Raw genomic sequence first — 11,962 nt, 5'->3', positions numbered from 1 at the left:
CGGCGGGCCCGGCTCGGCCGGTGCGACGGCGATCCGCACCCCGTCGGGCACCGCCTCGCCCTCGGCGGCGACATGGACGACCTGGGACTCGCCCAGACCGGCACCGACGTCGGGGCTGTCCTCGAAGGGGCGGATGCCGAGTGTCGTCGCGCCCGCGCGCAGCTCCGCCTGCCGGTTGCCACCGGTCAGCAGCGCCCAGACCGGTGTGCCGCCGAGTTCCAGGGTCCGCACGAGCAGGTCCCCGACGAGCAGCACCCGCAGGTTCGTCGTGTCGGAGTCCGTCGCGTGCACCTGAACGCGGGTCAGACCCCGGCGGGCCGGGGCGGCGTCGACCGGCTCACGGGTTCGGGCGTCGATGATGCGCAGCACGAGGCGAGCGTAGGCGGGAGGGCGGGTCCGCGCAGGCAGGCCGGGCATTTTCCGGCCATCGTGGCGCGATCGGTTCACCCCGGCGGGGTGGCCCGCTCCTGTCAGGCCGGCGTGCCCAGGAACCGCACATGAGGCCGCCCTTCGGGCCCTTCCCGGCTGACGGCGGCCCGTACCCCGTACACCTCGGCGATGAGCTCCACCGTGAGGACGTCTCCCGCAGCGCCCGCCGCGACCACCCTCCCCGCGCACAGCACGACGACCCGATCGCAGTACATCGCCGCGAGGTTCAGGTCGTGCAGGGCGACGACGGTGGTGACGGGCAGGGCCGTGACCAGGTCGAGCTGGTGGTGGATGTCGAGGTGGTCGGTGGGCTCGTCGAGGAGGAGTTCGCGGGGTTCCTGGGCGAGCGCGCGGGCGATCTGCACCCGCTGGCGTTCGCCGCCCGAGAGGGTGTGCCAGAGCCGGCCGCCCCGGTCGGCGAGACCCGTACGCTCCAAGGCGGTGCGCACCGCCCGCTCGTCGTCGGCCGAGGAGGGCGCCCAGGCGCGACGGTGCGGGACGCGGCCCGGCCGTACGACGTCCATGACCGTCAGCTCGGCGCGGGGGCCGCTCGGGGAATCACCGCGCACCCTGCGCCGTTGAACGGAGAGCAGCTCGTCCACGACTTCCGAGGAGGCCGCCGGTGTACGGCGACGAGGCAACGGTCCGCAGGATTCTCACCGAGCTCGGCGACACCTGGGCCGTGGTGGGCCTGTCGTCGAACCGGCAGCGCGCGGCGTACGGCGTCGCCGCCGTGCTCCAGCGATTCGGCAAGCGCGTCGTGCCGGTGCATCCGAAGGCGGAGACGGTGCACGGGGAGAAGGGGTACGTGAGCCTGGCGGACATCCCCTTCGACGTGGACGTCGTGGACGTGTTCGTGAACAGCGACCTCGCCGGTGCCGTCGCGGACGAGGCGGTCGCCAAGGGCGCGAAAGGCGTGTGGTTCCAGCTCGGTGTGATCGACGAGGCGGCGTACGACCGGACCCGTGCGGCGGGCCTGCAGATGGTGATGGACCGCTGCCCGGCCATCGAGATCCCACGGCTGCCTCATCACCGCGTACAGGAATCCTGAAGCGTTTCCCAGGAAACACCCGCAGCCGGTCAAGGCTTGCCGCGCCCGGTCAAGGCTGCACAACTCGTCTTCTGCCGCCGGGTAGTCCATTCCTAATCTGAGGCCTCTTGCTCACTGAACTCTCCGAGTTCATTTATGAGAGGCCCCTGAATTCATGGAAAGAGACGGCCTGCGCCGGGATGTCGGGCTGATCGGGCTCATGTGGGCCTCGGTCGGCTCCATCATCGGCTCGGGCTGGTTGTACGGCGCCGAGAAGGCCGTCGTGGCGGCCGGCCCCGCGGCGATCCTGTCCTGGCTCATCGGTGCGGTGGCGATCGTGCTGCTGGCTCTGGTGCACGCGGAACTCGGCGGCATGTTCCCGGTCGCCGGCGGCACCGCCCGTTATCCGCACTACGCGTTCGGCGGACTGGCCGGCATGTCCTTCGGCTGGTTCTCCTGGCTCCAGGCCGCGACGGTGGCACCGATCGAGGTCGAGGCCATGATCGGCTACGCCGGGCACTGGCACTGGGCGCAGGGCTTCCAGCACGCGAAGGACGGGACGCTGACGACGAGCGGTTTCGTCGTCGCCGTCCTGCTGATGGCCGTGTTCGTCGTGGTCAACTTCCTCGGGGTGCGGATCCTGGCGCACACCAACAGCGCCGCCACCTGGTGGAAGGTGGCCGTGCCGCTGGCAGCGATCTTCATCATCGCGGCGGGCAACTTCCACCCCGGCAACTTCACCGAGCACGGCTTCGCACCGTTCGGCGCCCACGGTGTGCTGAGCGCCGTCAGTTCCAGCGGCATCATCTTCGCCCTGCTGGGCTTCGAGCAGGCGATCCAGCTGGCGGGCGAGAGCCGCGATCCGCAGCGGGACCTGCCGCGCGCGACGATCGGTTCGGTCGCCATCGGGGCGGGCATCTACGTCCTGCTCCAGGTCGTCTTCATCGCCGCCCTGCCGCTGGGCTCCTTCGCGCACGGCTGGACCAAGCTCGACTACCCCGGCATCAGCGGCCCGTGGGCGGGTCTCGCGACCCTGGTGGGCCTCGGCTGGCTGAGCGTGGTGCTGTACCTGGACGCGGTGGTCTCCCCGGGCGGCACCGGCCTGATCTACACGACGGCCACGTCCCGGGTCTCCTACGGACTGGCCCGCAACGGCTACGCGCCGAAGATCTTCGTCCGCACCGACGCGCGCGGCGTGCCGTGGTTCGGGCTGATCGTGTCCTTCGTGACCGGCGTGGTCTGCTTCCTTCCGTTCCCGAGCTGGCAGCAGCTGGTCGGCTTCATCACCTCGGCGAGCGTGCTGATGTACGCGGGCGCCCCGCTGGCCTACGGCGTCTTCGCGGACCGGCTGCCGCACCGGGAACGCCCCTACCGCCTGCCCGGCGGGAAGGTCCTCTCACCGCTGTCGTTCGTGGTGGCCAACCTCATCATCTACTGGTCCACCTGGGACACCCTGTGGCGGCTCGGCGTGGCCATCGTCCTCGGCTACGTCCTGCTCGGCGGCTACGCCTGGTACGCCACGCACAAGGGCCTGCCCGACGCTCCCCGGCTCGACTTCAAGGCCGCCCAGTGGCTGCCCGTCTACCTGCTGGGCATGGGCGTCATCTCCTGGCAGGGCGGCTTCGGCGGCCAGGGACACCTCGCGCTGTGGTGGGACATCCTGGTCGTCGCGGTGTTCTCGCTGGCGATCTACTACTGGGCCCGGGCCTCGGCCTCCGTGTCCGTGGACATCGAGCGGAGCATCGAGGAGGTGGCCGTCACGGAGGTGCCGGTCCACTGAGACCGGCCTCCATACTGTGCGCATGACCCACGCCTCTCCGCCCCCCGACTCCGGCGCCCCGCAACGTTTCCCAGTCGTTGTCGTGGGCGCCGGTCCGGCGGGTCTGACCGTCGGCAACATCCTGCGGGCCGCGTCCGTCGACTGTCTGGTGCTGGAGACGGAGACCCGGGAGTTCATCGAACAGCGGCCCCGCGCCGGAGTCATCGAGGAATGGGCCGTACGGGGCCTGGAGAAGCGGGGCCTCGCCCGGAACCTGCTGGACCGCGCGGAACTGCACACCGCGTGCGAGTTCCGCTTCGACGGGGAGCGCTACCGGTTCCCGTACGGCGAGCTGACAGGCAGTCACCACTTTGTCTATCCACAGCCGTTGCTGGTGACGGACCTGGTGCGCGAGTACGCCGACGTCCGCGGCGGCGAGATCCGCTTCGGTGTCCGGGACGTGGAGCTGCACGACGTCGACAGCGACCGGCCGTCCGTGTCGTACACCTGCTCCGAAACAGGGGAACGCCGGGTGGTGCACTGCGACTTCGTCGCCGGGTGCGACGGGGCACGCGGAGCGACCCGGGCCGCGCTTCCGCCCGAGCGGGTCCGGATCGCGCGGCACGACTACGGCATCGGCTGGCTGGCCCTGCTCGCCGAGGCGCCGCCGTCCGCCGACTGCGTGCTGTTCGGCTGCCACCCGCGCGGGTTCGCCGGCCAGATGCCCCGCAGCCCGGAGGTGACCCGCTACTACCTCCAGTGCCCGCCGGGTGACGCTCCGGACAACTGGCCGCACGAGCGCGTCTGGTCGGAGCTCCGGCAACGGCTCGGGGCGGCCGGCGTGCCCCCGCTCACCGAGGGGCGGCTGATCGAGAAGCGCGTGCTGGACATGCACGACTACGTGGTCGAGCCGATGGTGCACGGCCGGCTCCACCTCGCCGGTGACGCGGCCCATCTGGTCGCCCCCATCGCCGCCAAGGGCATGAACCTCGCCCTGCACGACGCCTTCCTGCTCGGCGACGCCCTGGTCGCCCGGCTGACCACGGGTGACGACAGCGGTCTGGCCGGCTACGAGCAAGCATGCCTGCGGCGCGTGTGGGACTACCAGGAGTTCTCGCAGTGGCTGTCCGAGGTGCTCCACGGCACGGCGGCGGGCGACCCGTTCCGCGCGGGCACCGCGCTCGCCCGGCTGCGCCGCCTGTTCACCTCACCCGCCGCGGCGGCCGCCTTCGCCGAGCAGTACCTCGGGACGGCGGCGCGCTACTGAGCGGGCCGTACTCAGCTGGACGGCGGCGCGTTACTGAGCGGGCCGCCCTCGTCGGCCCTGCGGCGCGGTACCGAGCGAGCCGTTCGCGTCGGGACTGCGACGCGCTGCCGAGCTAGCCGTGCTCAGTCGTGCAGGGGGCGGTCGCTGAGCCGGTGGTCGGCCACGTTCAGTGCCTCGTCGACGAGCCGGCGCAGATGACCGTCGCGCAGTGAGTAGATCACCCGGCGGCCTTCCTTGCGTGTGTTCACCAGGCCCGCGAGGCGCAGTCGCGCCAGGTGCTGGCTGACGGCCGGCCTGGCCGCCCCGCACGCCTCCGTGAGCGTCGTGACGTCGGATTCTCCCCCGGTCAGCGCATGCAGCAGGGCGAGCCGGGTCCGGTCCCCCAGCAGGGCGAGGAGCTCTGCCGCGAGTGCGAACTGTTCCTCGCCCGGGCTGCGCGGATGCGCATCGTGCGCAGATGACAGGTGCATGCGTGCGCTCATACGCACATAATGGCGGCACGGCACGGGTACGTCCACTCCCGCGCGCACCGGAAGGGGATCCACGTGAGCGAACGGTACGAGCACACCCACTCGCACCAGCACGACCACGGGCACGACCACGACCACGGCCCCCGGCACGGTCTGCGCCACCGGATGACCCACCTCCTCGCCCCGCACTCCCACGCGACCGCCGACAAGGTCGACTCCGCCCTGGAGTCCTCGGCGCGCGGGATGCGGGCCCTGTGGGTCTCACTCGCCGTGCTCGGCGTGACGGCGCTGGCCCAGGCGGTCGTCGTGGCCGTCTCGGGGTCGGTGGCACTGCTCGGGGACACGGTGCACAACACCGCGGACGCGCTGACCGCCGTCCCGCTCGGCATCGCCTTCGTGCTGGGCCGACGTGCGGCCACGCGCCGTTTCACCTACGGCTACGGACGCGCCGAGGACCTGGCCGGGCTCGTGATCGTGCTGACGATAGCGGCGTCCGCGGGCTTCGCGGGCTGGACGGCCGTGGACCGGCTGCTGGACCCGCGCCCGGTCCAGCACGTCCCGGCGGTCGCCGTGGCCGCTGTCGTCGGCTTCGCCGGAAACGAGTGGGTGGCCCGCTATCGCATCCGCGTCGGCCGCTCGATCGGCTCGGCCGCGCTGGTCGCCGACGGTCTGCACGCCCGAACCGACGGCTTCACCTCCCTGGCCGTGCTGCTGGGCGCCGGAGGCTCCGCCCTGGGGTGGCAACTGGCGGATCCCATCGTCGGGCTGGCGATCACGGCAGCGATCGTCCTGGTGCTGCGGGACGCGGCCCGGGAGGTGTTCCGCCGGGTGATGGACGCCGTCGACCCGGCCCTGGTGGACCGGGCCGAGCAGGCCTTGGCCGACGTGCCCGGGGTGCGCGGTGTGGGTGAGCTCCGGCTGCGCTGGATCGGCCACCGGCTGCGCGCCGAGGTGGCGGTCGTGGTGGACGGCGCGGCGACGGTGCGCGAGGCCCACCGCATCGCGGTGGACGCCGAGCACGCGCTGCTGCACGCCGTACCGCGTCTGACCGCGGCCCTGGTGCACGCGGATCCGGAGCCGGCCCCCGGCGAGAGCGACCCCCATCTCCCGCTGGCCCATCACATGGCGGCGTAGGTCAGCGGCCGTGTCACCGGCTCAGGTCACGGGTGGCACCGAGACGGCCATGACCATCTCCATGGGGGCGTCGCCGGTGTTGCCGTAGGTGTGCGGGACGTTGGCCTCGAAGTGGACGCTGGCGCCCGCGGGCACGCGGTGCTCGACCCCGTCGACGGTGAGGGTCAGTTCGCCCGCCGTGACGTGGAGCAGTTCGGTCGTGCCGGCGGGGTGCGGGTCAGAGGGGCTGCTCTCGCCGGGCATGAGCCGCCAGTCCCACATCTCCAGCGGGCCGGGCGCCTCCGTGCCCGCGAGGAGCCGGTTGTAGCTGCCCGCGTCGGTGTGCCACAGCCGTACGGCCTGCTCGGCCGGGACGATGCGGACGTTCGGGCCCTGCTCGTAGTCGAGCAGGGTGGTGATGCTGACGCCGAGCGCGTCGCCGATCTTGACGACGGTGCCGAGGCTGGGGTTGGTGCGGGCCTGCTCGATCTGGATGAGCATGCCGCGGCTGACGCCGGCCCGGGCGGCGAGCACGTCCAGGGTGAAGCCGCGCACCGCGCGCCAGTGCTTGACGCTCCGCGCCAGGGACTGGGTCAGCAGGTCGAGGTCCGACACATTCCGTCCAATATTCTGTATGACACAGTGCAGCAGAGTGCACTATGGTGTGGTTGACCTGATCGTTCACTGCACTGTACTGCGAGGTATCCGTCCCATGACAGCGCTCTTCGCCCTGGCCACCAGCCTGTTGTGGGGGCTGGCCGACTTCGGCGGCGGTCTGCTGACCCGGCGCACGCCCGCCCTCACGGTGGTCGTGGTCTCGCAGTCGATCGCGGTGGTGGTGCTCGGCGCTGGCGTGGCGGCGACCGGCGGCTGGAGCGAGGCGGGGCCGCAGCTGTGGTTCGCCGTGGCCGCCGGGCTGGTCGGGCCGGTGGCGATGCTGGCCTTCTACAAGGCCCTCGCGCTCGGTCCGATGGGCGTGGTCTCGCCGCTGGGCTCGATCGGTGTGGCGGTGCCGGTCGGGGTGGGGCTGGTGCTGGGCGAGCGCCCCGGCCTGCTGCAGTTCGTCGGCATCCTGGTGGCCGTCGCCGGTGTGTGCCTGGCCGGCGGCCCCCAGTTCCGCGGCGCCCCGGTCCAGCGCCAGGCCATCGCCCTGACCCTGCTCGCGGCGTTCGGCTTCGGCGCGGTGATGGCGCTGATCGCCGAGGCGTCGACGACACTGACCGGCCTGCTCCTCGCCCTGTTCGTCCAGCGGGTGACGAACGTCGCGGCGGGCGGACTGGCCCTCTACGTCTCGGTGCGGCGCGGATCGCCGGCGCTCCCGGCGGACGGCTTCCCCTGGCGCTCCCTGCCCGCCCTCGCCTTCGTCGGCCTCGCGGACGTCGCCGCGAACGGCACGTACTCGATCGCCGCGCAGCACGGCCCGGTGACGGTCGCCGCCGTGCTGGCCTCTCTGTACCCGGTGGTGACGGCCGTGGCCGCGCGGGGCGTCCTCCGTGAACGACTGCGGGCGGTGCAGGCCGCGGGAGCGGGGCTCGCCCTGGTCGGGACGGTGCTGCTGGCGTCGGGCTGAGCCCGGCGGTTCAGGAACCCGGCTCCAGCTTCGCGAGATCGGCCGCCGTCTCCTCGTCCAGTTCGGCCAGCCGGGCCGCCGTCTCCTCGTCCAGGTCCGACAGCGCGCGTAGCTGCTCGGGCGTGACGCCCTCCGGTATCGGCACCGGCGCGGGGGTGCGCAGCGGTGGCTGCCAGCCGTCCGCGGGGGTCCAGCGGCGTACGACCCGGGCGGGCGCGCCGGCCACCACGGCGTGGTCGGGCACCGTGCCCCGCACGACCGCGCCCGCGGCCACCACGACGTTCCGTCCGATCCGGGCGCCCGGCAGGATCACCGCACCCGTGCCGATCCAGCAGCCCGCCCCGATCTCCACCGGTTCCATCCGCGGCCACTGCTTGCCGATCGGCTCGTGCGGATCGTCGTAGGAGTGGTTCGTGGACGTGACGTAGACGTACGGACCGAAGTAGCAGTCGCTGCCGATCGTGACCGTCGTGTCCGCGATGACGTGGCTGCCGCGCCCCAGGACGACCCCGTCGCCGATGCGCAGGATCGGGTCCGGCCCGAGGTCGAGGTCGGGCATCAGGCCCGCGGTGAGGGTGACCTGCTCACCGATGATGCAGTGGGAGCCGAGGTGGATCCAGGGTTCGCCGAAGACCGTGCCGAGCGGGAAGGCCAGTCTGGTACTCGTTCCCATCGCGCCGAAGCGGTACCGGCCGGGGTGCTCGGCGGTGACGGAGCCCGTGCGCTGCAGCCAGGCCCAGCCCGCGTGGACGGCGCGCTGTGTGAGGCCCCGCCGCCAGGATGAGAACGTGTTCTTGCGCTTCGGCACGACCTCACCGTACTCAGCGGTAGCTCTGCCCGCGGCGTCGGAGGCCTGTGATCTTCGCCCCACCGGGTGGCGTACGGTTTGCGCGTTGTCTACGACGTTCCTGGAGGCGGACATGGCGCAGCGGGCGATGATCACGGGGATCGGCGGCAGGGAGCCGGAGATCCATGAGACGGCGTTCGTGGCGCCCACGGCGTCGGTGATCGGGGGCGTGACGCTGGGGGCGGGGGCGAGCGTCTGGTACGGGGCCGTGGTGCGCGGCGACGTCGAGGCGATCTCCGTCGGGGCGAGCAGCAACGTCCAGGACAACTGCACGCTGCATGCCGACCCGGGGTTCCCCGTGAGCGTCGGTGAGCGCGTGAGCATCGGGCACAACGCCGTGGTGCACGGGGCGACAGTCGAGGACGACTGTCTGATCGGCATGGGGGCGACGGTCCTGAACGGCGCCGTGATCGGGGCCGGTTCGCTCGTCGCGGCGCAGGCGCTGGTGCCGCAGGGAATGGTGGTGCCGGCCGGCTCGCTCGTCGCCGGGGTGCCGGCCAAGGTCAAGCGGCCGTTGACGGAGGAAGAGAAGCAGGGCGTCACCCTCAACGGCACGATGTACGCCGAGTTGGCGAAGGCGCATCGGGATGTGCATGCCTAGGCGGTTCGGCGGGTGCGGGTGGGTTGTGGCTGGTCGCGCCCACGCGGCGGAGCCGCAGACGGACACAGTCCCGCGCCCCTTTGGGGTGACCTACTCTGCCGCCGCCGCAGGTACTGCCTTCTTCGCCTTGCGCTTGATCACCAGCATGGACGTGAGGCCCACCAGGACCGCCGCCACCAGGCCCAGCCACGAGAAGCGCTTCAGCCAGGACTCCGCGACGATGCCGACGTAGTAGATGACCGCCGTCGTGCCGCCGGCCCACAGGATGCCCCCGAGGACGTTGGCGATGGCGAACTTCCAGTACGGCATGCGGAGCACACCGGCGAGGGGCCCCGCGAAGATACGCAGCAGGGCGACGAAGCGGCCGAAGAAGACGGCCCACATGCCCCACTTCTCGAAGGAGCGCTCGGCGGTGGCGATGTGGCCCTCGCTGAAGTGCTTGGGGAACTTGTTGCCCAGCCAGGCCAGCAGGGGCCGACCGCCCTTGCGGCCGATGGCGTAGCCGATCGAGTCGCCGATGATCGCGCCGGCCGTCGCGCTGGCACCCAGGACGACCGGGTCGATCTCCCCGTGCTGGGACGCGAGCAGCGCCGAGGAGACGAGGATGATCTCGCCCGGCAGCGGGATGCCCAGACTTTCCAGGCCGATGACCAGCCCGACCAGCGCGTATACGGCGACCGCGGGTACGGTTTCGAGCCACTCCTGGACGTGCAACGCCGGTTCCTTTCGCTGAGCTTCCCTGCGTGCCGAGGGAAGCCTACCGGCTTCTAGGACGTCCCTCGGGGCTCAGGCGTTCCAGCTCCACTCGGCCACCTCGGGCAGGTCGGTGCCGTGCTCACGGATCCAGGCGTGGTGGCGGGTGCGGGCGTCGGCCATCCGCTGGCGCACCGCCGTGGCGCGGACCGCGAGGCCGGGGACGCGGTCGATGACGTCCATGACCAGGCGGTAGCGGTCGAGGTCGTTGCGGACGACCATGTCGAACGGCGTGGTCGTGGTGCCGGCCTCCTTGTAGCCGCGCACGTGCAGGTGCCCGTGGCCGGTGCGGCGGTAGGCGAGCCGGTGGATCAGCCACGGATAGCCGTGATAGGCGAAGATCACCGGCTTGTCGGTGGTGAACAGCCCGTCGTACTCGAAGTCGCTCATGCCGTGCGGGTGTTCGCCCTGGGGCAGCAGCCGGGCGAGGTCGACGACGTTGACGACCCGGACGGTCAGCTCGGGCAGGTACCGGCGGAGCAGATGGGCGGCGGCGAGGGTCTCCTGGGTCGGGACGTCACCGGCGCAGGCGAGCACGACATCGGGCTCGGTGCCGTCCTCGGTGCCCGCCCACTCCCAGATGCCGGCCCCGCGGGCGCAGTGGACCCGGGCCTCGTCCATCGACAGCCAGTCGAAGCAGGGCTGCTTGCCGGCCACGATCACGTTGACGTAGTCGCGGCTGCGCAGGGCGTGGTCCGCCACCGACAGCAGGGTGTTGGCGTCCGGCGGCAGGTAGACCCGGACGGCCTCGGGGCTCTTGTTGAGGACGTGGTCGACGAAGCCGGGGTCCTGGTGGGAGAAGCCGTTGTGGTCCTGCCGCCACACGTGGGAGGTCAGCAGGTAGTTGAGCGAGGCGATGGGGGCCCGCCAGGGCAGCCTGCGCGAGGTGCGCAGCCACTTGATGTGCTGGTTGACCATGGAGTCGACGATGTGCACGAACGCCTCGTAGCAGGAGAAGAGCCCGTGCCGGCCGGTGAGCAGGTAGCCCTCCAGCCAGCCCTGGCAGAGGTGTTCGGAGAGCACCTCCATCACCCGGCCGTGCCGGTCGAGGTGCTCGTCCACGGGCAGGGTCCCGGCCTGCCAGGTCTTGCCGCTGGCGTCGTAGACGGCCTGGAGCCGGTTGGAGGCGGTCTCGTCCGGGCCGACCAGGCGGAAGTCGCGGCGTCCGGCGGTGTCGCGCATGATCCGTGCGAGGAGGTCACCCAGGACCCGGGTCGGCTCGTGCGTCGTCGTGCCGGGCTTGTCGACGGGCACGGCGAAGTCGTCAAGGGACGGAATGGGCAGGTCGCGCACGAGCAGGCCGCCGTTGGCGTACGGGGTGGCGCCGAGACGCCTGGTGCCCTCGGGGACGCAGGCGAGGACGTCCGGGACCGGGCGGCCCTCGGCGTCGAAGAGTTCCTCGGGCCGGTACGAGCGCAGCCAGGACTCCAGCTGCTTCAGGTGCTCCGGGTTGTCGCGGACGCCGGACAGCGGCACCTGGTGGGCGCGCCACGTGCCCTCGACCGGCTCGCCGTCGACCTCCGCCGGGCCGGTCCAGCCCTTGGGGGTGCGCAGCACGATCACCGGCCAGTGCGGCCGCTCGGTCGCACCCTGCTCGCGGGCGGCGCGCTGTGCGGCGGCGATGCGGTCGAGGGCGGTGTCCATGGTCTCGGCCATGGTGCGGTGGACGGTGGCCGGGTCGTCGCCGCTGACGTGGATCGGCTCGTGGCCGTAGCCGTGCAGCAGCGCGTCGAGCTCCTCCTCGGGGAGGCGGGACAGCACGGTCGGGTTGGCGATCTTGTAGCCGTTGAGGTGCAGGATCGGCAGGACGGCACCGTCGTGGACGGGGTCGAGGAACTTGTTGGCGTGCCAGGATCCGGCGAGCGGCCCGGTCTCCGCCTCGCCGTCGCCGATCACGCAGGCCACCAGCAGGTCCGGGTTGTCGAGGGCGGCACCGTAGGCGTGGGCGAGGGAGTAGCCGAGTTCACCGCCCTCGTGGATCGAGCCGGGCACCTCCGGGGCGACGTGGCTGGGCACGCCGCCGGGGAAGGCGACGGAACACGGCCCGACCGGCGCTCGCCCTTCTGGTCCAACGCCGTCGCCCAGGGCAGGACCGCGGCGGCCTCCGCCCTCGGTCTCCCTCC

At 72.0% G+C, this 11,962-nt stretch carries 11 protein-coding genes and 2 pseudogenes; 6 read left to right on the top strand and 7 right to left on the bottom strand.

The features are described from left to right. A pseudogene (locus ABT116_RS33080) lies at nt 1-369 on the bottom strand (hypothetical protein); the annotation flags it as partial. A gap of 101 nt (nt 370-470) precedes the next feature. Further along, nucleotides 471-968, bottom strand: a pseudogene (locus tag ABT116_RS33075) (ABC transporter ATP-binding protein); the annotation flags it as partial. An 83-nt stretch (nt 969-1,051) separates the two neighbouring features. On the opposite strand from ABT116_RS33075, the gene ABT116_RS33070 reads away from it, so the two are divergent. The 3 genes from ABT116_RS33070 (at nt 1,052) to ABT116_RS33060 (ending at nt 4,485) form a co-directional block, all read left to right on the top strand. After that, complete coding sequence (locus tag ABT116_RS33070; RefSeq protein ID WP_351641311.1) at nt 1,052-1,480, top strand: CoA-binding protein; 429 nt, start codon at nt 1,052-1,054, stop codon at nt 1,478-1,480. 154 nt (nt 1,481-1,634) lie between these two features. Then, nucleotides 1,635-3,239 carry an APC family permease gene (locus ABT116_RS33065; RefSeq protein WP_351641308.1) on the top strand — a complete coding sequence of 535 codons (1,605 nt, stop codon included), beginning with the start codon at nt 1,635-1,637 and terminating at the stop codon, nt 3,237-3,239. A gap of 22 nt (nt 3,240-3,261) precedes the next feature. After that, complete coding sequence (locus tag ABT116_RS33060) at nt 3,262-4,485, top strand: 4-hydroxybenzoate 3-monooxygenase (protein ID WP_351641306.1); 1,224 nt, start codon at nt 3,262-3,264, stop codon at nt 4,483-4,485. Nucleotides 4,486-4,607: 122 nt separating this feature from the next. On the opposite strand, the gene ABT116_RS33055 is transcribed toward ABT116_RS33060, so the two are convergent. Continuing rightward, nucleotides 4,608-4,967: an ArsR/SmtB family transcription factor gene (locus tag ABT116_RS33055; RefSeq protein WP_351641303.1), complete on the bottom strand. Its 360-nt coding sequence runs from the start codon at nt 4,965-4,967 to the stop codon at nt 4,608-4,610. 9 nt (nt 4,968-4,976) lie between these two features. On the opposite strand from ABT116_RS33055, the gene ABT116_RS33050 reads away from it, so the two are divergent. After that, nucleotides 4,977-6,089, top strand: a complete 1,113-nt coding sequence (locus ABT116_RS33050) for a cation diffusion facilitator family transporter (protein ID WP_502983981.1) — start codon at nt 4,977-4,979, stop codon at nt 6,087-6,089. A 21-nt stretch (nt 6,090-6,110) separates the two neighbouring features. On the opposite strand, the gene ABT116_RS33045 is transcribed toward ABT116_RS33050, so the two are convergent. After that, nucleotides 6,111-6,683 carry an XRE family transcriptional regulator gene (locus ABT116_RS33045; protein ID WP_104781916.1) on the bottom strand — a complete coding sequence of 191 codons (573 nt, stop codon included), beginning with the start codon at nt 6,681-6,683 and terminating at the stop codon, nt 6,111-6,113. Between the two features lie 97 nt (nt 6,684-6,780). Between ABT116_RS33045 and ABT116_RS33040 the strand changes: the two genes are divergently transcribed. Beyond that, nucleotides 6,781-7,638, top strand: coding sequence for an EamA family transporter (locus tag ABT116_RS33040; protein WP_351641298.1), 858 nt, complete (start codon nt 6,781-6,783; stop codon nt 7,636-7,638). Nucleotides 7,639-7,648: 10 nt separating this feature from the next. Here the strand turns inward: ABT116_RS33040 and ABT116_RS33035 are convergent, their stop codons facing one another. Beyond that, a complete protein-coding gene (locus ABT116_RS33035) occupies nt 7,649-8,446 on the bottom strand; it encodes an acyltransferase (protein WP_351641297.1) in 798 nt (265 codons plus the stop codon). 112 nt (nt 8,447-8,558) lie between these two features. Between ABT116_RS33035 and ABT116_RS33030 the strand changes: the two genes are divergently transcribed. Further along, on the top strand, nt 8,559-9,086 hold the full coding sequence (locus ABT116_RS33030; protein WP_351641317.1) for a gamma carbonic anhydrase family protein: 528 nt from the start codon (nt 8,559-8,561) through the stop codon (nt 9,084-9,086). Between the two features lie 90 nt (nt 9,087-9,176). Here the strand turns inward: ABT116_RS33030 and ABT116_RS33025 are convergent, their stop codons facing one another. Both ABT116_RS33025 and ABT116_RS33020 read right to left on the bottom strand, forming a co-directional pair. Beyond that, nucleotides 9,177-9,800, bottom strand: coding sequence for a DedA family protein (locus ABT116_RS33025; RefSeq protein ID WP_351641295.1), 624 nt, complete (start codon nt 9,798-9,800; stop codon nt 9,177-9,179). 72 nt (nt 9,801-9,872) lie between these two features. Next, a complete protein-coding gene (locus ABT116_RS33020) occupies nt 9,873-11,924 on the bottom strand; it encodes a phosphoketolase family protein (protein ID WP_351641314.1) in 2,052 nt (683 codons plus the stop codon). Nucleotides 11,925-11,962 lie beyond the last annotated feature (38 nt).

Origin of the sequence: Streptomyces sp. NPDC002130 (genome assembly GCF_040296465.1) — a bacterium.
In the GTDB taxonomy this organism is placed as follows: Bacteria; Actinomycetota; Actinomycetes; order Streptomycetales; family Streptomycetaceae; genus Streptomyces.
Note: the sequence above shows the minus strand (reverse complement) of the source record. Positions and strands in the feature narration are given on the sequence as shown.

Bases quoted from the DNA above. Each gene is read 5' to 3' on its own strand.
- ABT116_RS33065 (WP_351641308.1), top strand. From the start codon at position 1,635: ATGGAAAGAGACGGCCTGCGCCGGGATGTCGGGCTGATCGGGCTCATG.
- ABT116_RS33060 (WP_351641306.1), top strand. From the start codon at position 3,262: ATGACCCACGCCTCTCCGCCCCCCGACTCCGGCGCCCCGCAACGTTTC.
- ABT116_RS33055 (WP_351641303.1), bottom strand. From the start codon at position 4,967: ATGAGCGCACGCATGCACCTGTCATCTGCGCACGATGCGCATCCGCGC.
- ABT116_RS33050 (WP_502983981.1), top strand. From the start codon at position 4,977: ATGGCGGCACGGCACGGGTACGTCCACTCCCGCGCGCACCGGAAGGGG.
- ABT116_RS33040 (WP_351641298.1), top strand. From the start codon at position 6,781: ATGACAGCGCTCTTCGCCCTGGCCACCAGCCTGTTGTGGGGGCTGGCC.
- ABT116_RS33030 (WP_351641317.1), top strand. From the start codon at position 8,559: ATGGCGCAGCGGGCGATGATCACGGGGATCGGCGGCAGGGAGCCGGAG.